Origin of the sequence: Halioxenophilus aromaticivorans, assembly GCF_042850945.1 — a bacterium.
Classification (GTDB): Bacteria; Pseudomonadota; Gammaproteobacteria; order Pseudomonadales; family Cellvibrionaceae; genus Halioxenophilus; species Halioxenophilus aromaticivorans.
The window spans coordinates 1,814,502-1,836,003 of sequence record NZ_AP031496.1 but is presented as its reverse complement, the minus strand read 5'-3'; the positions used below and the strand labels follow the sequence as shown (position 1 = coordinate 1,836,003).

Annotated in this window: 17 protein-coding genes; 14 read left to right on the top strand and 3 right to left on the bottom strand. The window is 53.4% G+C overall.

The genetic code is table 11. From position 1 onward, the window contains the following. The first annotated feature begins 214 nt into the window (after positions 1-214). The 7 genes from rsxA to ACGHM3_RS07890 all read left to right on the top strand — a co-directional run bounded on the left by rsxA (position 215) and on the right by ACGHM3_RS07890 (position 7,823). The gene (rsxA, locus tag ACGHM3_RS07920; RefSeq protein ID WP_345417880.1) at positions 215-790 is read left to right on the top strand and encodes an electron transport complex subunit RsxA; all 576 of its coding nucleotides are present in this window, start codon (positions 215-217) and stop codon (positions 788-790) included. Positions 791-818: 28 nt separating this feature from the next. Continuing rightward, on the top strand, positions 819-1,424 hold the full coding sequence (gene rsxB / locus ACGHM3_RS07915) for an electron transport complex subunit RsxB (protein WP_345417877.1): 606 nt from the start codon (positions 819-821) through the stop codon (positions 1,422-1,424). A gap of 11 nt (positions 1,425-1,435) precedes the next feature. Next, positions 1,436-3,706, top strand: a complete 2,271-nt coding sequence (gene rsxC, locus ACGHM3_RS07910) for an electron transport complex subunit RsxC (RefSeq protein WP_345417874.1) — start codon at positions 1,436-1,438, stop codon at positions 3,704-3,706. Positions 3,707-3,716: 10 nt separating this feature from the next. Further along, a complete protein-coding gene (gene rsxD, locus ACGHM3_RS07905; protein ID WP_345417871.1) occupies positions 3,717-4,766 on the top strand; it encodes an electron transport complex subunit RsxD in 1,050 nt (349 codons plus the stop codon). A 286-nt stretch (positions 4,767-5,052) separates the two neighbouring features. Further along, complete coding sequence (gene rsxG / locus ACGHM3_RS07900; protein ID WP_345417868.1) at positions 5,053-5,694, top strand: electron transport complex subunit RsxG; 642 nt, start codon at positions 5,053-5,055, stop codon at positions 5,692-5,694. Continuing rightward, positions 5,687-6,406, top strand: coding sequence for an electron transport complex subunit E (locus tag ACGHM3_RS07895; RefSeq protein WP_345417864.1), 720 nt, complete (start codon positions 5,687-5,689; stop codon positions 6,404-6,406). Before rsxG ends, ACGHM3_RS07895 begins: the two co-directional genes overlap by 8 nt. Before the next feature lie 127 nt (positions 6,407-6,533). Beyond that, positions 6,534-7,823 (top strand): HDOD domain-containing protein, encoded by a 1,290-nt coding sequence (locus ACGHM3_RS07890; RefSeq protein ID WP_345417861.1) that lies wholly within the window; start codon positions 6,534-6,536, stop codon positions 7,821-7,823. Between the two features lie 86 nt (positions 7,824-7,909). On the opposite strand, the gene ACGHM3_RS07885 is transcribed toward ACGHM3_RS07890, so the two are convergent. Further along, a complete protein-coding gene (locus ACGHM3_RS07885; protein WP_345417858.1) occupies positions 7,910-8,500 on the bottom strand; it encodes a YceI family protein in 591 nt (196 codons plus the stop codon). Between the two features lie 36 nt (positions 8,501-8,536). Continuing rightward, positions 8,537-8,782: a hypothetical protein gene (locus ACGHM3_RS07880; protein WP_390517917.1), complete on the bottom strand. Its 246-nt coding sequence runs from the start codon at positions 8,780-8,782 to the stop codon at positions 8,537-8,539. A 38-nt stretch (positions 8,783-8,820) separates the two neighbouring features. Between ACGHM3_RS07880 and ACGHM3_RS07875 the strand changes: the two genes are divergently transcribed. The 7 genes from ACGHM3_RS07875 to ACGHM3_RS07845 all read left to right on the top strand — a co-directional run bounded on the left by ACGHM3_RS07875 (position 8,821) and on the right by ACGHM3_RS07845 (position 16,580). Next, the gene (locus ACGHM3_RS07875; RefSeq protein WP_345417855.1) at positions 8,821-9,243 is read left to right on the top strand and encodes a hypothetical protein; all 423 of its coding nucleotides are present in this window, start codon (positions 8,821-8,823) and stop codon (positions 9,241-9,243) included. A gap of 127 nt (positions 9,244-9,370) precedes the next feature. Next, positions 9,371-10,294, top strand: a complete 924-nt coding sequence (locus tag ACGHM3_RS07870) for an aldo/keto reductase (RefSeq protein WP_345417852.1) — start codon at positions 9,371-9,373, stop codon at positions 10,292-10,294. A gap of 10 nt (positions 10,295-10,304) precedes the next feature. Then, the gene (locus tag ACGHM3_RS07865; RefSeq protein ID WP_345417849.1) at positions 10,305-11,060 is read left to right on the top strand and encodes a hypothetical protein; all 756 of its coding nucleotides are present in this window, start codon (positions 10,305-10,307) and stop codon (positions 11,058-11,060) included. Between the two features lie 167 nt (positions 11,061-11,227). Continuing rightward, positions 11,228-11,971 (top strand): DUF3348 family protein, encoded by a 744-nt coding sequence (locus tag ACGHM3_RS07860; protein ID WP_345417846.1) that lies wholly within the window; start codon positions 11,228-11,230, stop codon positions 11,969-11,971. Then, a complete protein-coding gene (locus ACGHM3_RS07855) occupies positions 11,968-14,898 on the top strand; it encodes a hypothetical protein (protein ID WP_345417843.1) in 2,931 nt (976 codons plus the stop codon). The genes ACGHM3_RS07860 and ACGHM3_RS07855 overlap by 4 nt, the downstream gene beginning before the upstream one ends. A 3-nt stretch (positions 14,899-14,901) precedes the next feature. Beyond that, the gene (locus tag ACGHM3_RS07850; RefSeq protein WP_345417840.1) at positions 14,902-15,684 is read left to right on the top strand and encodes an OmpA family protein; all 783 of its coding nucleotides are present in this window, start codon (positions 14,902-14,904) and stop codon (positions 15,682-15,684) included. Positions 15,685-15,689: 5 nt separating this feature from the next. Further along, a complete protein-coding gene (locus tag ACGHM3_RS07845) occupies positions 15,690-16,580 on the top strand; it encodes a DUF2894 domain-containing protein (protein ID WP_345417837.1) in 891 nt (296 codons plus the stop codon). Positions 16,581-16,786: 206 nt separating this feature from the next. Here the strand turns inward: ACGHM3_RS07845 and ACGHM3_RS07840 are convergent, their stop codons facing one another. Further along, positions 16,787-21,493 carry an SdrD B-like domain-containing protein gene (locus ACGHM3_RS07840; RefSeq protein WP_345417834.1) on the bottom strand — a complete coding sequence of 1,569 codons (4,707 nt, stop codon included), beginning with the start codon at positions 21,491-21,493 and terminating at the stop codon, positions 16,787-16,789. Between the last annotated feature and the right edge of the window lie 9 nt (positions 21,494-21,502).

Sequence of the window (21,502 nt, the reverse complement as noted above, 5' to 3'; positions counted from 1 at the left end):
ATTCAGTAATTATTCACAAATAAACAAATAGTCATATGCAGGGCGACGAATGAACCCATCGATTGCATCAATAATCGCCAGAGACAACATGTGTTTAGACTACCGCGGGATTACTGCTACAATGCCGCCCCCGGCGCCACACAACTACAAGTACCGCAAGCAACAACAGCGCGCCTGACGTTTTTAACCGTTTAGCTCCGATACATTCGCCACTATGACAGAATTTGCAGCCATCCTTTTGGGGACGGTCTTGGTCAACAATTACGTGCTGGTCCAATTTTTGGGCCTGTGCCCGTTTATGGGTGTTTCTAATAAACTGGAAACCGCCATAGGTATGGCAGGCGCCACCACCTTTGTGCTCACCCTGGCCTCCATTTGCAGCTACATGGTGTTCAACTGGCTGCTGATACCTTTGCAATTAGAATACCTACGCACCATATCGTTTATTATGGTTATTGCCGTGGTGGTGCAATTTGCGAAGATGTTTATTGAAAAGGCCAGCCCCTTGATGTATCGCGTGCTGGGTGTGTTTCTGCCGCTGATTACCACCAACTGTGCGGTGTTAGGTGTCGCCCTGCAAAACACCAACAAGAGCTACAACTTTTGGCAATCCAGCCTGTACGGTTTTGGCGCTGCCATCGGCTTTTCGTTGGTTTTGGTTTTGTTCTCTGCCATGCGCGAGCGCCTAGCGGTGGCCGATGTGCCAATGCCGTTCCAGGGGGCAGCTATTGGCATGATCACCGCCGGGCTTATGTCCCTGGCGTTTATGGGCTTTGCCGGCTTGATCTGATTTTAACGACCTAGCGAATTACCCACACATGCTATCACTACTCACCGACCATCCGATTCTTGCTGCCGTTATTGCCTTGGGCTTGTTAGCTCTGGCGTTTGGTGCGCTGCTGGGGTTTGCCTCCATTCGTTTTAAAATTGAAGGCGACCCCATCGTCGAACAAATTGATGACCTACTACCACAAACTCAATGTGGCCAGTGTGGTTATCCTGGTTGCCGCCCCTACGCCCAGCAAATAGCCGAGGGCGATGACATCAATAAATGCCCTCCCGGCGGACAAACTACTGTGGATGCCATCGCGGCTTTAATGGGCGTTGACGCACCAGAGCTGGATGCCGGTGAGGCCGAAAGCGCCGAAGTCACTCGCGTTGCCTATATCAGAGAAGACGAGTGCATAGGATGCACTAAATGTATTCAAGCTTGCCCAATGGACGCCATTTTGGGTGCTGCAAAGCAGATGCATACCGTGATTGCCGATGAGTGCACCGGTTGCGATTTGTGCGTTGAACCCTGCCCCGTCGATTGCATTGATATGCTCCCTGTGGCCACTACCCTGACTACCTGGCACTGGCAAAAGCCCGGTGAAAACGGTGTCAATATCATCGCCACCGACCGCGACCACCAAGCGGCTTAGGAGACAGTAAGTTGACTGCCAGTAACCGTGCCGTAAGCGGCCAAGAGCGACAAATTTTTCCCATTCCCGGCGGAGTACACCCGCCGCAAAACAAAGCGCAATCCAACGCCACCCCACTGACCACAGCGCCACTGCCCAGCCGGGTCTATTTGCCTTTAAATCAACACCTGGGCGCTCCGGCACAAGCTATCGTTGCGGTGGGCGAAAAAGTGCTCACCGGCCAAGTAGTGGCCGCCGCCAAGGGTGTGGTCAGCGCCAATGTGCACGCCTCTATTTCTGGTGTGGTAAGCGCCATAGAAGACCGCACCCTGCCACATCCCTCTGGTATGAGCGGGCCATGCATCGTTATTGAATCCGACGGTGCGGACACCTGGGTAGACTTGCCAGAAAACCCGCAGTACGAGGCGCTGGCCACAGCTGATCTGATTGACATCATTCGTCAAGCCGGCGTGGTTGGCTTGGGTGGCGCGGGCTTTCCTACCGCCGTTAAGCTGGGGGCCAAATCCCCCATAGAACACCTTATTATCAACGGCACCGAGTGCGAGCCTTATATCACCGCCGATGATTTGCTGATGCGCACCTACCCAGATGAAATCATCAAGGGAACCTTGCTGTTAGCGAAGGTTCTGGGCAACCCCGCCGATGTCGTGATCGGCATGGAAGACAATAAGCCCGAAGCCTTCGCCGCCTTGCAAAAGGCCGCCCAGGGCACCGCGGTGCAAGTGGTTAGGTTCCCGGGCCAATACCCATCCGGCGGCGAGAAACAACTGATCCAACGGCTCACCGGAAAAGAAGTCCCCTCCGGCGGTTTACCCGCCAGTGTTGGCTGTGTGGTGCAAAACGTAGGCACCGCCTACGCCGCCTACCGCGCCGCGCGCTTTGGTGAGCCGCTGCTAAGCCGCGTAACTACTGTGGTGGGCGAGGCCCTGGCGCAATCCGCCAATGTCACAGTTCGCCTGGGCACGCCAGTGGCGGAGTTGCTAACGCACTTCGGTGCCAAGGAAAAACGCATCAGCCGGCTTATTATGGGCGGCCCCATGATGGGCTTCGCGCTCAATAACGTCGACGTTCCCGTGGTTAAAACCACCAACTGTATTATTGCCGCCACCCAGCAAGAGATGCCGCCAGCGCCACCGGCACAGGCGTGCATTCGCTGTGGCCTGTGCGCCGAGGCCTGCCCGGCCAGCCTTCTGCCGCAACAAATGTACTGGTATGCCCGGGCCGAAGAGTACGAAAAACTGGAAGCCCACAATTTGTTTGACTGCATCGAGTGCGGTGCCTGCTCCTATGTTTGCCCCAGCCGCATTCCGTTGGTGCAATACTATCGCTCAGCCAAGGGTGAAATTCGCCAGCAGCGCGAGGATAAAATCAGGGCCGACCGATCACGCCAGCGCTTTGAATTCCGCCAGGCGCGCTTAGCCAAGGCCGAAGCCGAAAAAGAAGCCAAACGTTTGGCCAGGCAACAGGCCGCAGCCAAGGCTAAAGCCAAACAGGCCGAAGCCGCCACCCTGACACAAGCGGTTGCCAAACCCGCACCGGCCAACGACGCTGACCAGGTGGCGAAACTGGAACGCGCCCTGGCCTCGGCGCAAACTCGGTTCAATACCGCACAAGCCAAACACCAAGCCGCGCTGAACGAAAACTCCGAGCGCGTTGATCAGTTGGCGGCGGCGCTGAAACAGGCCCAGCTTAAGCTAAGCGAGGCCCAACAAAAGCTGCAGCAGGCCCAAGCCGAGCATCAACAAACCAATGCTGCCGCCACGCCCATGCCCGCCGACGACCCAGTGGCCGCTGCCATTGCCAAGGCCCAGGCCAAACACGACATGACCCCGGCACAAAAAGCCCAGGCCGATGTGGAGTCGCTGCAAAAACGGCTAACCAAGGCGCAGGAAAAACTGCAAGCGGCCCAAGCCGAGGGCTCGGATAAGGTGCCGGCGTTGCAAATGGGCGTGGATAAGCTCAGCGCAAAACTGGAGCAGGCCCAGCGCGATCTCGCTCAGATAGTGCCCGAGCCGCCAGCCGCCCCACCCGCGCAGGACCCAGCTCAAGCCGCCATCGAAAGAGCCAAAGCCAAAGCTCAAGCTGCGGCCAGCATGTCTCCTCAAGAAAAACTGGCCAACCAAGTCACCAGCCTGCAAACCCGCCTAGCCAAAGCCCAAGCCAAATTGGCCGAGGCCCAGGCCAACAATGCCGACAACCAGGATGCCCTGGCGCTCGGCGTGAGTAAACTGCAAGACAAGCTAAGCCAGGCCCAAGCCGAGCTTGGCGCACTGCAAGAGTAACCCCACGGCCATGAGTTTTATTCAGCAAACGTCTCCCCACGCACAAGGCGCTACCGATACCCAGGCGGTAATGCGCACGGTTATTCTGGCCACCCTGCCAGGCCTAGCCGCCATGGTGTTTTTCTTCGGCCTGGGCCCGCTGGTCAATGTGGTTTTGTGTGGGCTTTTCTGTTTGGCCCTAGAAGCCTCGGTTCTGGCCATTCGCAAGCGCCCCATTACCTTTTATTTAAACGACTACAGTGCCCTGGTCACCGGCGTTCTATTAGGCTTGGCACTGCCCCCCTATTGCCCCTGGTGGTTGTTATTGGTGGGCTGTTTCTTCTCGGTGGTTGTGGCCAAACAACTCTACGGCGGTTTGGGCTTTAACCCCTTTAACCCCGCCATGGTCGGCTACGTGGTTTTGCTGATTTCCTTCCCGGTGCAAATGACACAATGGGCCGCCCCCCAGGGCGTTGAAGGTCATCAGTGGTTAGGGCTGAACCAAGCCTTGAGCCAAGTCTTCACCGGCGCCGGGGTGGATGGTTACACCGGGGCTACGCCACTGGATGTGTTCCGCCAAGCCCAAGGCCTTACCGTAGAAGCTGTGTATCAAGACCCTATATTCGCCAACGGCTGGATTGCCGGTGCGGGTTGGGAATGGGTTAACGCCGGGTTCCTTTTGGGTGGCGCCTACTTGCTGTGGCGCGGAATTTTTTCTTGGCATGCGCCGGTGGCGATGCTGGTTGCACTTACTGTGCTGGCTTTTGTATTTAACACCGGCGGCTCCAGCAGCGGCGCCCCCCCCCTACTGCATTTGTTCTCCGGCGCAACCATGCTGGGCGCATTTTTTATTGTCACCGACCCGGTCAGTTCTGCGGTGTCGCAAAAAGGCCGTCTGATCTACGGTGCACTGATTGGCGTTTTGGTCTACTGCATTCGCACCTGGGGCAACTACCCCGATGCCGTGGCCTTTGCCGTGCTGCTGATGAATTTCGCCGCGCCCTTTATCGACTACTACACCCTGCCGCGTACCTATGGCCACAGCAAGCCACGCCGCGCAACCGAAAAGGCGGAAGACTAGTGGGCACCTCAATTAATTGTTATCGACCTCTGGCCTACAGGCATTCTCACCAACAAGATGTGCAATACGGAGGGCCTAGTTGTCCCATCGAAGCAGCACAACACGGCGTTGGGAAATGCCTGATAGCCCCTACATACCTCAAAAGGCATGAGGAAGCGGCGTGTGCGGCACCACTATCACGCTACTTTGCTCGTGAAGGACAACCAGCCTTTACCTTCGCAAAGTGCCTTGTATTGGCACCGCACAGATTGCCCAGCGGCCACCACCCCTTAAAAGAGGTGCCCATATGCTAGGTCAAGCGATTGGAAAAAACGGCGTTATTCTGGCCGTATTTGCACTGTGTACGGCGGGCATCCTAGCGGGCACCTACCAATTAACCAAGGGTCGTATTGTTGAGAGTGAAAAACGGGCTCAGCAGCAAGCCCTGTTTGAAGTCGTCCCGGCACATCACCACGACAACGACATGCTGGCCGATGTGATCCCTGTTCCACCCAATAGCTTGCAGCAGTTGGGCCTTTCCCAGCCAGCGGACATCCACCTGGCACTGCAAAATGGCGAACTGGTGGCCGCGGTGATTCCAGCCACAGCGCCGGATGGCTACAGTGGTGCCATTCGCATGATTGTCGGTGTCAACGCGAACGGCACTATTGCTGGCGTGCGTATTTTGGCCCACAACGAAACCCCCGGCCTGGGCGATAAAGTCGACATCCGAAAATCCAATTGGGTGATGTCATTTAACGGCAAATCGTTGACTAACCCATCCGCCCAGGGCTGGTCAGTGAAAAAAGACGGCGGCAGCTTTGACCAGTTTACCGGTGCCACCATCACACCGCGGGCTGTGGTCAGTAAAGTTCACGATGTGCTTAATTTCTTTCAAACTCACCAGGCTGCCATCGTAGCCGCCAGTACAGTAGATCCTCATGAGTGACACAAATTACGGCGAGCTGACTCGTAACGGCCTATGGACGAACAACCCGGCCCTGGTTCAATTGCTGGGCCTGTGCCCGCTACTGGCAGTTACGGGCTCAGTGGTTAACGCCCTGGGTTTGGGCTTGGCCACCATACTCGTGTTGGTGGGCTCCAACCTTTCGGTGTCACTGATACGCAATGCGGTCACCGATGCTATTAAGCTGCCTGCGTTTGTGATGATCATCGCCGCCTTCACCACCTGCGCCGAACTGCTGATGAAGGCCTATACCTTCGAGTTGTATCAGATTCTGGGCATATTCATTCCGCTTATTGTTACCAACTGCGCCATCCTAGGGCGAGCCGACGCCTTTGCCTGTAAAAACCCCGTTTTGCCCTCACTGATTGACGGCCTGATGATGGGCCTGGGCTTTACCCTGGTATTAGTTTTGGTGGGCGGTATCCGGGAACTGCTGGGCAGCGGCACCCTGTTTGCTGACATGCATTTGTTGGTGGGCGAAATGGGACGCAGCTGGAAGCTCAGCATCCACAGCGACTACCCGGGCTTTTTGGTTGCCATTTTGCCGCCTGGTGCGTTTCTGGTGACCGGTTTTTTGATTGCCCTGAAAAACGTGATTGACTCCCGAGCCGAGCAACGGCGTAAAGCCCGCTTGGCGGCCAGTGACACGCCCAAAAGCAGCCGCCGGGTGCGCACCACCGGCGTTATCGATTGAGTTTGCAACCGGAGTTACCCTGTTTAGTACCTTTCACCGGATGAAGCTGGCATAAGGTGACGTAATCATCGAGTGTTTTTTTCACAATGAACTATAATTAGGCTTTACTGATGATGTAGGTCCATGCATGTTTAACCGGCTCTTTCACAAAGACAAAAAAGCCACTGCGGCTTCTGCCAGAAGCCTGGGCAGTACTACGTCTGAGCAACTCGCGAGCCTGATACCGTTTGTTAACGCGCCAGAGACCACTAACATCCTTGCGTTCAATTTTGCCGAATTGGTCGAGTTTAACACCGGCGACCACCTGTTTGACGTGGGCCAAAACGACGAGTGGGATTACTTTTTACTTGAGGGCGAAATGGCATTGGTGGCCAGCGACAAGCGCGAAACCAAGCTAGAGTCTGATTCCCCCAAATCCAAAAACCCCATTGCCTACCTGCGGCCGCGCAAGTTTTCGGCGGAAATCCGCTCCAAAAAAGCCACCGTTGTACGCCTGCCGCACCATGTGTTGGAGCTGGCTTTCAAACAGGCCTCCGGTAACAGCAGCTGGGGCCAAGAAGAACTGGTGGTAATTGGCGAGCTGGACCAAGAGAGCTTGCTGGATAAAATCACCCAGGAGATCGGTAACGGCACCCTCACCCTACCCAGCCTGCCGGAAGTGGCCGAGCGGGTGCGCCAGGCTTGCCAAGATTCCGAAAATTCCACCGCCGCCATTACCAAAATCATCGCCAGCGATACCGCCATCTCAGCCAAGCTACTGGCGGCTTCCAATAGCCCCTTGTACCGTGGCGCCAACCCCACTAAAACCCTGCAAGATGCCATTGCCCGGCTGGGCCGCAACACCACCCAGCAGCTGGTCTACTACTACGCCACCCGCGAACTGTTCGACACCCCCATGCCCAGCCTGCGCGAGCTGTTTACACGCGCTTGGCAGCAGTCCCTAGAGCGCGGCGCTATGGCCCAGACACTGGCGCGCTATGGCAGCGGCCGGCTCAATCCGGATGTCGCGTTTTTGTGTGGTTTACTGTTTAGGGTAGGCGATATTGTGGCCTACCAATACGCCGCTGAGGCCGAGGTCGACGCCGATGAAATGGAAAAGATCCAACAGATAGCCGACTCTATTTCCGTGCAGATCAGCCGCAAGTTGATTCAAGACTGGAACATGCCCAGTGAGGTATTAGAGGCGCTGGAATACGGTGCCGATTGGAGTTACTGCGCTGGAGGTGAAAGCCCGGACTACGGCGAATTGATGGTGGTGACCAACGTGCATGTGCGTATGCTGCACAACCGCATGCGGGGCCTACCGGAGCTGACCAATATCCCTGCAATTACCCGTATGATCACCGACGACTTTGCTCCGGATGTCAGCATCATCACCCAGGCCAAAAAAGCCTTGGCTGAACTCACCGAACTTTAAGATTCTTATAGCACAGGACCACTCGAACCCAAGGGCCACAAACCACAGAGGCCCCTGATGTAGCCCCGCTAAACCGGGGCTAGAAATTACTCGGTAAACGTCAATACAAAGCTTACCGGTACCAGTTTAGAAATAGTGGTTAAGCCCGCCAGTTCGCGCAGTTTTTCAACGCCCGCGCCCAACTCAAAGTCATCCGCCTTAATCAGGATGGGTTGCGTGGTACTGATAACCCACATTTTTTTGCCGCGCGTAACCAGCACATTGGCAGTGACGTTTTGGGTCTTACCATGCAGGCTCAGCTTACCGGGAATTTCATAGGTTTTAGACGACGACTTTTTCACCGAAAGCAAAATGTTGCTCACATCTGCGGTAAACACCGCTTTACCAAAATCGGTAGTTTGGAACAAAAATTCACGCATACGCTCGTCGCGCAAATCGATGCCGGTAGCGACACTGACTAAATCCACTGCCACCGTGGCTATGCCTTCGCCGGTGACGCTGCCGTCCAACTGACCGAAGTTATGTACCTCGGTTACCGTGCCATTTTTAGTGGTGGTAAATGCTAAGCTTGAGCGGTCGTTATCCAACGCCAACTCCGCGGTTGCAGCCTGGGCAACAGACGTCGCCAAAACCCAAAAACAACCCATGACCAATGCTCGTGTACCAGCATTTCTCATTATAAATCCCCTTCAAAAATACGAGCCCGAATGTCGTTAGACCGTCCCTTGCCATAAAGCCTTCGGATGAACAGCGCCAATGTCGTAATAAACCGTGCATAGGTCACAAAAAATACGTGACAGAGTATACCCATTGACGCCTAAAGCGACTAGGGCCGAAATGTGCAAATTCACACGGATTATTGCTGGATTGCGCCCGCCGCTTTTGGCCGGCAACGCCAAGACAAACAATTCCACAAAGGGGAATACCACCAATGTCACCCGCACGTTAATCTGGCACACTGATAGCCCCTGCTACTGACGCCGCCCCTGGGTTTAACGTGACGACACCGCCGCACCAATACCGCCATTCCACCAACCATGCCTGGGTCATTGCCCTGGGCCACTGCTTTGTGTTTTTGGCGCTGTGGTCGGTGTTTATCAAATACCTGTTCCCACTGATTTACAGCGCCGCCTATGGCCTGCCTCTAGCCAGCCATATTTATTGGGATTTATGGCCATTGGCGCACCTTTGGCTGGCCTGGGCACTGATCCGGCAAGCGCCCTATCAGCGGCGTTTGGCGGCGGCCATGTCGGTGGTAGAGATCATCATCATTGTGACCTTTTTCGCCCGCTTCTTGTCTGACCCAGAGTGGACCATTTGGCGCACCAACTGGTTTATTAACAAGGTGTTCGTACTGGCCGCATTTGTGGCTCTGCTTTACCTTGTACTGGCCAAGCCGCAGTACTTTGGCAAGCGGTAGACTGGGCTTAGGTAAATAGACCATACCTAGGCAAATAGTGCTTAGGGCTAGATGCCACGGCCATATCTCGGTGTGTGCAAACCAGTGCCATTGCCTCGCTTTCTCAATTAAACGCCCAGGAGTTTCCATGGCTATGAATCGCCGGCAGTTTTTATACACAGGCGCCTGCGCAGCGGCCGCCCTGGCACTACCCTCGAGGAGTTTCGCAGTTGACACCGGGTTGCAAACCAAACCGATTAGCCCGGGCAAACCAGCCATTCCGGTGATCGGCATGGGCACCTGGCAGACGTTCAATATCGGTGATGACCCTCAGCTGCAAAAACGTTGCACCGAAATCGTCAGTACTTTTATCGACATGGGCGGCCAGCTCATCGACAGCTCACCCATGTACGGCTCTTCAGCAACCACCGTGGGCCGGGCATTGGCCCAGCTAGGTCCTCAGCACAATGTGTTCGCCGCCGACAAAATATGGTCCCGCGACGGCGACGCCACCCAACAGGAATACGATCAACAAGCGCGCCGCTGGGGCCGTGATCACATGGAGTTAATGCAAATCCACAATCTGATGGCTTGGCAACCTCACCTGGAGCACCTAAGCGCTATGAAACAAGCGGGCTTGGTAGACTATATCGGTGTAACCACCTCCCACGGCCGACGCCACAAAGAACTGGAAAACATCATGGCCAACCACGCCTTGGATTTTGTCCAGCTCACCTACAACATCAGCCACCGAGACGTGGAGCAGCGGCTACTGCCACTGGCCCGCGAGAAAAACATCGCCGTCATTGCCAACCGCCCCTACGACGGCGGCCATTTAATAAAGCCGCTTAAACACAAGGCTGCGGTACCCCAGTGGGCCCAGCAAGAACATGGCTACCAAACCTGGGCCGATCTGTTACTGGGTTTTGTGGTATCCCACCCGGCGGTTACCTGCGCAATCCCTGCCACCTCCCAGGTTGCCCACATGCGCGAGAACATGCAGGCTGGGCGGCACACGCTACTGAGCGCCAAAGAGCGCCGTCGACTGGCAGACTACGTCGGTACGTTGTAAGGCCGCCCGCGTGGACTGGCTGACCTACTCCATCGCCGACTTTGTGCCCTACACGGCGGAGACCTATCGGCGCCTGGCGGCACAAATCAATGAAGCGGCTGGGCTGTGGCGCACTTTGGCTCTCTTTGCACCCTGGTTGCTGCTGGCCGCAGCCTGGCAACACAAATGGCAGCGCCGGTTTTCAACGCTATCGACGGTCTTATTGGCGCTAACACTGGCGGCCAGCTGGGTGAGCTGCGGTTATATCTACTTCGCTACCTTCTATAGTCAGCTGAATTGGGCCGCGGGCTATCTGGCTTGGGGCTTTTATGCCCAAGCGTTTCTACTCTTGGCCGCAGTCGTGCCACGGGCTTTGTCCTCCACCGCTGCACCGGCATCGAACAGGCCAAACATCGCGCTGCGCACCATAGCAATGGGTTTAATGCTGGCGGCAGCCTGCTGGCCCCTGGCGGGGTGGATTCTCGGCCGTACCTGGCAGCAAACCGAACGCTTCGGCCTATTCCCCGATGCCACAGCCGTGTTCACACTGGGATTTATGATTCTTCTGGCGAGCCGCAACACCGTTACAGCCGGTTTGGTCTGGGGCTTGGCGATAACCTCGGTTATACCGCTGTTGTGGTTAGTCGTTTCCAGCGCGTTTTTAAGCGTGTTAATGCAGCCCGAGCGTATCCTGATTTGTCTGGCCATAGCTGCCACCATCATCGCGTTAGCCGTCAGCTTGACCGCAGTGTTTTCTGCTCGATTCCAAGCCGCCGCAAAGCCCTAAATAAACCTCAAAAACCCACTCAAACCGGTGCTAATAACCCCTTTCACAATCCGCTCATATAACGGTTGCAACCTGTCATCAAATGGCCATAATTAGCCCCCTTCGATCCCGTGGCCTTCCAGTCTGCCCGGCTTCTCACAATTTAAAAATGTCAACCAAAAATAACCATGGCAGACGTAAAACAGTTCACTAGCGGGCCTTTGCACGTATCTCGGCTCATACAGCTGTTGCAGCAACTGCACCTATCTAATCGCCCAGTCACCGCTTACAACGTGGCAGAAAAACTGGGCCGGCTTATCGACTTGTCTCTGTCCGTTAGCCTGTCTACCACCCTGGGTGGTTTAAAACGGGTGCGAGGCGGAGACAACAGCGTGCCACGGGATCAACTGAGAGAAAAACTGCTGCATTTGCGCGAACTCTGGGTTGCCGATTTAGTAACCAGCTGTGACCCCGTAAAATCCGCCGATGCCATGCCATTACCCAAACTAAAAAGCGATTACGAAACCGACATTCTTAATGCTGTGCAGCCCTTTGCCCGCTTTTACGCGTTGCAACAAAGCGAAATGGAACATCATATATCCGGCTTTCAGCGCCAGGTGCGCGATGTTCTGATGCAGTCGTCGGCGGAGATGGCCCAACTGGCCACCCTGGATCGCTCACTGTTTGAAATTATGGCCAAGCAAACCCGACGAGCGTTTGGTACCGTGCCGCTGATGATTGCCAAACACTTGGTTTGGCACTTTGATCATCGCTCGGCGCAAGCAACGGCTAACCCCGCCGACCACCCCGCTTGGTTTCTACTTTTTTTAAACGACTTAAAACAGATTTTGTTGGCGGAACTCGATATTCGTCTACAACCTGTGATCGGACTTATTGAAGCGCGAGAGTCGAATATAGGATTCGCACCATGACCAAATCCCTTTCCTGGCTCAGTTTTATTATCGGCGCTGTCATCGTCGTGTGGATGGGCACCGCCTTTATGGGCACCAACCTGCTTGCGCTGATCATCACCTGTGCCATTGCCGGCGTTTATGTGTTGGGCTTTTCCGAGCTGATTCGCTATCAAAAGGAAAGTTATAGCCTGCACCGCGCCCTGGACCAAGAAACCAGCCCCGTACAGGATCTACCGACTTGGCTGGGCGCAATTGCACCGGCGCTACAGCTACCCGTGCAACAGCGTATCACCCAGGATCGCAGCGCCATCCCCACCCCCATCATGACGCCCTACCTTATTGGTCTGCTGGTATTATTGGGACTGATAGGGACCTTCATCGGAATGGTGGGCACCCTCAAGGGCGCAGTGATTGCCTTGGAAAGCAACACCGAGTTGGAAGCCATCCGCTCCGGCCTTGCCGCCCCCATGAAAGGCCTTGGCATGGCCTTTGGCACATCCGTGGCCGGGGTCAGCGCCTCCGCCGCCTTGGGTTTAATCAGTACCCTTAGCCGACGCGATCGGCTACACGCCTGGCGCAAACTCGAAGCCGTCATTCCTTCGACCTTCGCCGCTGTATCCATAAACAGCGAGCGCCAGCGCACCTACGCCGCTCTGCAACAGCAAGCAGACCACTGGCCCAACCTGGTAGAACAGCTGAGCCAACTGGCCAACAACATAGAAACGTTGGGTAAAAATGTGTGCGACACGCTAACCCAGCAACAAAAAGAAGCCCTGGCCGACACCGCCAGCTCGGTCACCGATATGACCTCCAAACTGCAAACCACCCTACAGCACGAACTGGAAACCACCACCCAGCAGATGAGTGCTTTAGTAGAGCCTGTTGTGGAGCGGGTATTAAGCCAAGGGCAAAACCAAATTGCCGCCGCCCACGAACAATGGCAGCAAACCAACCGCGAACACCTAGCCACACAAATGGCGGCATTAAGAGACAACAGCGCCGATCTGCAAAACCAGTGGCGCAGCGGTATTGAAGAGCAGCACGTGTTACAGCGCGCTTTAATTGAAGCGCAAAAATCCTGGGCTGAGCGTATTCAACAGGACATTGGCAATGGCGTGGAGCAATCCCAGCGGGCGATTGGCGAACATCTGCAACAGTGGCTGCAACAACAGCAAGACGATGAACAACAACGACGCGAACACATTAACGCCACCAACCAACAATGGCTGGCCGATATCGCCGAAGGCCAAAAGCAGTATCACGCACTGCTACAACAACAAAAAATCTGGGCCACGTCTTTACAGGAAGAAATTTCCGAACAATTCAGCCAGTCGCAAACAGAATTTGGCCAAACCCTGCGCCACTGGTTAGAACAACAACAGCAGGATGAACAAGCTCGTAGAGAGCACGTCAACGCCAGCAACCAGCAATGGCTGGCCGACATAGCCGCAAATCAAAGCCAATACAAAGCATTGCTGGCACAACAAAACCACTGGGCAGAAACCCTGCAACAGGAATTTGCCAGCAGTATCGAACAAACCAAAACCGAAATTAGCGCCACACTTGGCCAGTGGTTAGCGCTGCAAGAAGCTAACGAATTAAAACGCCAACAAACCATTAGCGATACCAACCAACAAGTGTTTGATGAAATTCTTGGCCAACAAAAACAACAAGGCCAGTGGCAACAAACGCTACAACAAGCGCAGCAGGAATTACAACATCAACTGCGCAACCAGTTTGACCAAAGTGTTGTAGACGCTCAGAAAATTATTGGTGAGACCTTACAAACTTGGCTGCAAGAGCAAAAACTGCACGAGCAAGAACGCCGCCAATTGTTGGAAGACAACACCCTCCAAGTGTACGAAGAGATTTTGGTACAGCAGGAAGGCCACAACCAATTACTGAAAAAACAAGGCGAGTGGGCGCAAGAATTACAACAGCACGTGCGCAACAATTTAATTCAAACGCAAAACGAATTAGGCCAAACTTTAAAAGCTTGGCTGCAACAACAGAGCGACGCCGACCAAGCTCGATTGGATGCTATCGGCGCCGGCAACCAAACACAATTTAATGACTTAATCGCCCGCCACCAACAACACGCCGATGACCTCAACCTGCGCCAGCAAACTCTGGCCGACAGCATCGCCTCGGTGGTCAGCGGTGGCGAAGCCCTATTGGATGAGCGCCGCAGCCAGGAATCGCAGTGGTACGAGCAACAGCAAAAACAGGCAGAGTCGTTTATCGCTGCGGCCAAATCCGAATTAGGCCAACTGCAGCAAGCTGAGCAACAGCGCAACCAAGCCGCCATCGCCGGCTTTGAGCAACTGCAAGCCAGCATGAGTGAGCAGCTGGAACGGCTCACCGAAGCATTACAAACGCCCATGTCTGAATTAATGCAAACCGCCGCCGAATCGCCCAAAGCTGCAGCGGAGGTTCTGTCGCAATTGCGCCAGGAAATGACCTCAGCCCTGGAACGCGACAATCAAATGCTGCAAGAGCGCCAATCCATTATGGAGCAGTTGGATCAATTGGCCACCTCACTGGCCAGCGCCACCACCGAACAGCGCGACGCCATTATGAGCATGACAGAAGCCTCCAGTACTATGTTGGCCGAAGTGAGCGAACGGTTTAGCGCTAAGATCGACACCGATATCGATAAACTGGCCACCGGTATAGACCAGGTTGCCGCCAGCAGTATCGACATGGCCACCCTGGCGGAAACCTTCGGCCAGGCGGTGCAGGATTACCAATCGGCCAACAGCCAACTGCTGGAACACTTTGGCAGTTTAGAAGCTCAAATTGCCGCCATGAACGACCGCAGCGATGAGCAAATGGGCTACTACGTTGCCCAGGCACGAGAAATCATCGACCACAGTTTGTCGTCGCAACAAGAGATGATTGAACAATTGCGCCGGCTCGGTCGTGAGACCGTCAATGCGGGGTAACCCATGAATATGCAGGAATTCGAAGAAGACTCGCTGCAAAGTCCCGTATGGCCGGTATTTGGCGATTTAATGTCTGGCCTGGTAGGCGTGTTTGTCATTTTATTGGTGTGGGTGCTGGGCTTTCAGTTACAGCTGGCGCAAACGCTAAAAGAGGAAACCGAAAAACGCCAAACCGAGCAGACCCGCCGAGTGCAATTGGAACAAGCCCTGGCCGACCCACTGGCCAGCGGCCGCATCACCTTTGAAGATGGCCGCATCGGCATCAGCGGTGCAGTTTTGTTTGATATTAATTCATCGGAATTGCAGCCCGAGGGCGAGGCCTTACTGCGCTCGTTGATCACACCGCTGAATTTGTATTTAAGCGAGCAAGACCAACTGCTGATGGTCAGTGGATTTACCGATAGCCGCCCCATCCAAGCCGGTAACCTACACTTTGCCGACAACTGGCAGTTATCTTCCGAGCGAGCCCTCACGGTAACCCGTTTAATGATTGAGGCCGGTCTGCCCGCCAACCGCATTTTTGCTGCCGCCTTTGGCGAACAACAGCCCGTGGCCAGCAACGAAAAAGCCGAAGGCCGGGCGCAAAATCGCCGGGTTGAGATCTCGCCGGTGCCACGCATTAGTAGCGAAAAAACACCAGATGCAGAAACTCAGACGACTTCTGATACCCAGGTCGATTTCCCTGCCCCAAGTGCTGACCCAAGTACTGACCTAGGTACGGATCCAAGCACTGACGCTAGCAATGGCGATAGCGAAGCAGCCATCAACAACACCGAGGCAGAATAAGCCCCATGCAGCCCACGGATACGCTGTTCCAAGCCGGCCCCCTTACCGACGTTGCCACGCAGCTAAGCGCCATGCGCCAGCGCCACGAAGACCGATTTCAACCGGCGAGCTTTTTTCGCCTAGAGCGTCTATACCAGCGCGCCGAACAAAGTGCCCCCGGAGTGCAAAAAGCCCTGGCCCAGCGGCTTAGCGTGTTAATTGAACAGTACCAACAACAATTAAACCAGGCACAAACTCGCTACCAGGACACACGCCAAGCGCTGCACGGCACCACAGCCGATACCAATAACAGCAACAGCAACAGCAACAATGCGACCAATATCGCGGACACGATAGAAGACGAACCCCCGGCGGGCAATTACAACGAACTCACCCGGCAGCTCAATACCCAACTGGCCGCCCATACCCGCCAACAAAAGGCGCGGCACAGCGTGCGCACCCTGCGCCATGAACTATCGGCACCTGCCCTAGATGAACTACCAGTAGATAGCGCCCAAGCCCTGGACGACGAAATGCTGGCCATGGAACACGCCGCACAACGGGCCGACCAAATGGAATTGCCCATTGGCAATGACCACCCGCAACGCCACCGGCAAGAGCTCAAAGCCGTACGCCGCTATCGGCAATTGGCGGCGCAACAAAAAACGGAATCCATGGTGAACCGAGCAGTAATTACCCGGCCAGAAAACCCAGGGCCACTCAACCCCCATATGTTGGCCATAAAATCGCTCACCAACATGCGCGACCTATCCCTGCCCTATTTAAACCGGTTTGTGAGTTACCTAGAGACGGTGATGTGGTTGGAAGAACAACTGGAGCTGGATACCAACGCTGGTGGCGATAAAAAAGACGCGGCTAAAGCCGGTAAAAAGAAAACCAAGACCGGCAGGAAGTGACAAGACTATAAATAGCTTTGGAACATAAGTTTGGCAAACGCTCCACTTGCTCAGAGCATTTACGTCTACCACGTAATTCCACCGGCCATAAATACATACCGCCACCGCCACCGCCACCGCCAGAAAAAACATGGCCTTACCCTGGCGGCTACCCCCTACCCCTTTAACATACACCATAGTTAAAAAGCAGGCGGCAGCGCTGCCAATTAATTTCTAATACGCACCGATGACGTGGCCGTTGCACCGGAATCACTTTTAATAACGACGCTTTGTGGGATTTGATTAATGTTTCTAAACACTTGCTGATAAGCACTCCGGTTTGATTTCCAGCCGACTGTTCCCAAATTGCTCTCCACACCGTTTGATACAACTGTAGCACTGATCATAGAAGATCCATCCGGTGTAGCATCAGAAGACGCCTTAATCCACAGTCTATTAGTGCTAGTGAAGTAAATGGCATTTGTAATTTCTAGCGTTTCGGTGGATCCACAGTTTTGGCTGCCACCACCTCCAGACACAGGCCCGGTTGTTTGAGCTCCAGAGTCACTAATCAATATTAAGGAGTCTGGTTTGCAGGAAATACCGGAGAAGTTCTGTTGGTATGCGCCTTTATTAGCTTTCCAACCAACATTACCAAGCACAACTTCATGCCCCTGTAGTACAGCAATCGCAGTAATATTTGAGCTACCCTCGGGCAAGGCGTCGGAAGTAGCTCTAACCCACAATTTGTTACTCGCATCAAAGTAAATCGCATTAGAGAGTTCAAGCGTTTCGGTATCCGAACAGGTTTCATCGCCGCCATAGCCTACCACTGGTTCAGTAATTTGGGTTCCTGAAGCGCTGGTTAAAATTATAGAATCTGGTCGACAAGTGATATTCATAAAGTTTTGTTGATAGAAACCTTTATCCGCTTTCCAACCTAGAATACCTAACACGACTTCCTGCCCATCAAATACAGCCGTTGCTGTAATCTCAGAACTACCCTCTGGAACAGCATCAGAGGAAGCTCTCAACCATAGAGATTCCGCATTGCGATTGAAAACAAGCTGCACGAGTTGTAATTCCTCTGATGTACTGCCACCGCCTGGCTCAACAAACCCGGCGTCTACTGAATCAAGTACTTGCCCAGCGGCAAGTGTAAGGCAGCCGGTTAGCCCTGTGAGAGGGTCGGGGTTGCTGTCGTTATTCTCCGTCCCGGTCGCATTAGCGGGGCTAAACTCAAAGCCTGCTGGCAGATCAAATGCCAGTTGATAATTTCCCGCGGCTAAATTTTCAAAACTGTACGAGCCACCACTATCCGTGGCTGTTGTTAAAGTATTACTGCTGTCGCAATTCAACCAAAGCGTTACAGTTACTCCGCCAAGGCCGGGCTCGCCCGCATCTTGCCACCCATCAGCGTCTAAATCGTGCCATGCAAAGTCGCCAATTATGCCGGTATCGTTACCTGTGCCACCGGATCCATCGCTCTGCTCTTCAATCGTAATTTTTGCAGGCGCGTAAGAATGGGCACTATCGCTACCATCGGAAATAACGCCATATACAAAATAACTACCAAACGGCAAACCACTGGTATCCCAAGAGAAATATCCATCACTACCGTCTTCATCTTCCGACAAGTCTGCGGCAATTAGCGTACCGTCTTGGCCGACATTGTTCGTATCATAAAATAAACTGATATTAGCGTTGGAATCATCGTCCCGATCTATCCAACTGATAACAACGTCACTCTCGGGATTACGCATGTCCACTGAAGGCGACAGTAATTCTATCGATGGAATGTAAACCAATTCATTATAGGTGTTTATGTAGAAAGTCCTATTGGCGGACCAGTCACCCGCTAAACCACTGTCATCTACGGCACGCGCGCGCCACTCATACCAATGATGGTCGCTTAACTGTCCATCTGCCATGCGCCAGAAAGCCTGGTCGCCTTGATACTCGCCCACCAAGTCACCGGTGATGACTTCCACTAATTCAAATTCATAGGTTTTCGCGTCTTGGTCTAGGTCGGGCAGGTCGCTAACTTTCAGTACTGGCCTCAAAGACTGTAGCCACGCTTTACTACCCGGGTTACAAACCGGTGGTTCCAACGGTGGATCATTCTGGGAATTAATCATAAAGCTACTATAAACCCAGGGCGTGGCGCCATCGGCATCCAACGCCTGTACTCGCCAGTAATAGCGGGTGTTATCTTCCAACCCAGATAATTCCCAAGTGACACTGTCTGGGTTAGAGGGTGTAATAGCTGGCGATGTCATTAAGCTTGGCGAATCAAAGGTGCGCACTGTATCCAATTCAAATACATACAGCGTGGTGTCGCCATCCTGGTCAACCAATTCAGAGCCAACCCGTAAATAGTAAGTACCACCCACACCAATTTCCGCACCGGTCGATGGCGCAATAACAACCGGTAAAGCTGGGCGGCTATTGGTGGTATCCACGGTAAAAGCAACGGGTGAGGTGACCTGCTCTGATGTTTGACCTGAGTTATCGTATTCGGTAAATCGAACTCGCCAATGATACGTAGCCCCATCTACCAGTTCGTTTTCGGGCTGCCAACGCGTTACGCCGGTCTCACTGGCTAACACCGCTTCAGAACTTTCTATCAAGGATGTAAATGCATCGTTTTCTGAAATTTCAAAAACATACTGCAAATTGGCGTTATAAGGTTTATCCGGCGCAAAGCCATTAATAACTTCAAACTGAGGCTGCAACGTATCTACTTCATTACCTATGCCTGGGTAGGTCAAAACTGGAGCTATGGTTGGGTCATCTACGGTATTAATGGTAAACGAGCCATAGACCCATGGGCTCGCCAACACGCCATCGTACGCACGTACCCGCCAAACCAATTGCGTATCCTCCGGAAGGCTATCTAATACGGCCGCTCCCGATACCAACCAGCTGGTGGTTCCGAGCTGCTCTATAACTGAATGTTGACTGGCTAGTAGCTGCGACAGCTTGTGGTCGCTATAGATTTCAAAATCGTAGGTAATGTCCTCTTCCGGATTTGGATGAGAGCTATTTTCTACGGTTAAGGAGAATGGCGTACTTAAGAGTGTTTCATTCGATGCGGGGAAAGCAATAACTGGTGTGCTTGGGCCATCCAAACCTAAGGGGTCTGAGCCATTAAGGTATTCTTGGTAATCTGAAATGCCGTCGGCATCATAGTCGCCAGAGCCGTCTCGGCTTAAGTCACCAAAGTTATCTAACTCCCACTGGTCTGGTAGACCATCACCATCCGTGTCTGCGTCTACCGAGCCTTGCACGGTGATTTGGCTATATTGAGACGTGCTTAGTGCACCGTCGCTGGCGGTAAAAATAATTGGGTAGTTACCACTGGTGCCCAAGCCTGGAGTCCAATCAAAAACACCAATACCGTTACCTTGATCCGCAAAAATAGCGCCATTCGGTAAAGAGCTCGAGGATAAAGACGGTACGGTGCCATTAGGGTCACTGGCTTCAACCAGAAATGAAACCTGAGACAGCTCACCAACCACACGATTCGGGATAAATTGCATTACCGGCGGTAACTGTGGAATCACCGGCGCGTCCATTATCACGCTATAGCTACCCGTAGAGCTGACATCGAATACATTAAGATAGTAGTCCCAACCGGCTTGCGGGTTCGCTTTTCGCTCTTTAGATGCCCAGGCATTGGCCGCAGGTAGTACTTTGCCATCCGATCGGATCACCCGGGTGACTTCTTTGGTACCTGCATGGGGGTCTGGTACTTTCAGATAAGTAAAACCAGCAGCTTGCGGTGTAGTTATGGTATGCCGAGCTACGGCACCGGAAAACGCCGCCGGTCCAAGAATAGCAACGGCGGAAATATCGCTAACTACCGTATCTGTACCATTGGATTCATACACTCGCATAACGCCATCTGCAGCGAGAAAATCCCGCACAGAATCCCGCCCCGGCAAGTCCACTAAAACGTCTTGCACCAAAGTATGGGTTACTACTTGGTCAATAACCGAAGTTAATTGGCCACCAAGCTCATCACTGTGGGTAAATTCCGCGTCGAACGCCACAAACTTACCAGAAAGCGTCGTGGTCATTTGCCAACGCCCCATTTTAGCTGAGCCAGACGGTATCTCTCCAAAATCAATTTGCAGGGACGGCGCTTGGGGCTCCCCTTGAACATTAGAACTGATAATTTTAAAGTCAATTAATAGCCCCTGCTCGTTTTCAACGATTTCTGGTTGCGCAGATTCGATTTTAATTGACTGGCCAGCGCCATCACCGGTGTTGTTGATACGCACGCCCAAAGTAAAGGGAATCGACGGCTCAACCTCTTGTGTGAAAGCATCATCAGCAAACACATCACGGGGCAGGAAATAATCTAGGGTAAGTTCTGGTAGGGGCTTAACGTAGATAAAATCGGGCGACACCTCCATGGTGGTTTCTTCGCCTTCTATTGTGTAACTAAGCCGAGCGCCAACATAATAGAGCTTACCGGAGGGTACCACCCCACCCGAACCGGGGGCAGGTATAATCAGCCAATGAATATCGGCGGTGGAATTGCCTTCAACTACCCCGCCACCGTCAACATCATTAATGCCATCCATACTATCAACACGGATAAAAAAGCTAGCAGAGCTATTATTGGGGTCAGATGAAGCTAAAACGCTTATACCTTCCTCATCTTCAAAAAGTACATCAATATCAACATTTTCAATATTTACGCCAGTTAAGCCATTGGTGATTACCATATTGGCATCAAACGCCTGGCGTTCTAAGGTCAACTCTTGCTTAATTTCAATTTTAACTTGCGCACAGATGGTTTCTTGCGCACTTGCAAACGGAGACAACAATAAAAAAACTAGCAGCAAAACAAAGTTACCTGGCAACCGTTCCGGCATAATAGCCAGATCCTTCTGGTAGATTGTTCTTTTACTTAAAATTGCCATTAACCAGTT

Excerpts from the sequence above, each read along its gene's own strand:
- rsxA (WP_345417880.1), top strand. The coding sequence starts at position 215 with ATGACAGAATTTGCAGCCATCCTTTTGGGGACGGTCTTGGTCAACAAT.
- rsxB (WP_345417877.1), top strand. The coding sequence starts at position 819 with ATGCTATCACTACTCACCGACCATCCGATTCTTGCTGCCGTTATTGCC.
- rsxD (WP_345417871.1), top strand. The coding sequence starts at position 3,717 with ATGAGTTTTATTCAGCAAACGTCTCCCCACGCACAAGGCGCTACCGAT.
- rsxG (WP_345417868.1), top strand. The coding sequence starts at position 5,053 with ATGCTAGGTCAAGCGATTGGAAAAAACGGCGTTATTCTGGCCGTATTT.
- ACGHM3_RS07895 (WP_345417864.1), top strand. The coding sequence starts at position 5,687 with ATGAGTGACACAAATTACGGCGAGCTGACTCGTAACGGCCTATGGACG.
- ACGHM3_RS07890 (WP_345417861.1), top strand. The coding sequence starts at position 6,534 with ATGTTTAACCGGCTCTTTCACAAAGACAAAAAAGCCACTGCGGCTTCT.
- ACGHM3_RS07885 (WP_345417858.1), bottom strand. The coding sequence starts at position 8,500 with ATGAGAAATGCTGGTACACGAGCATTGGTCATGGGTTGTTTTTGGGTT.
- ACGHM3_RS07870 (WP_345417852.1), top strand. The coding sequence starts at position 9,371 with ATGGCTATGAATCGCCGGCAGTTTTTATACACAGGCGCCTGCGCAGCG.
- ACGHM3_RS07860 (WP_345417846.1), top strand. The coding sequence starts at position 11,228 with ATGGCAGACGTAAAACAGTTCACTAGCGGGCCTTTGCACGTATCTCGG.
- ACGHM3_RS07855 (WP_345417843.1), top strand. The coding sequence starts at position 11,968 with ATGACCAAATCCCTTTCCTGGCTCAGTTTTATTATCGGCGCTGTCATC.
- ACGHM3_RS07850 (WP_345417840.1), top strand. The coding sequence starts at position 14,902 with ATGAATATGCAGGAATTCGAAGAAGACTCGCTGCAAAGTCCCGTATGG.
- ACGHM3_RS07845 (WP_345417837.1), top strand. The coding sequence starts at position 15,690 with ATGCAGCCCACGGATACGCTGTTCCAAGCCGGCCCCCTTACCGACGTT.
- ACGHM3_RS07840 (WP_345417834.1), bottom strand. The coding sequence starts at position 21,493 with ATGGCAATTTTAAGTAAAAGAACAATCTACCAGAAGGATCTGGCTATT.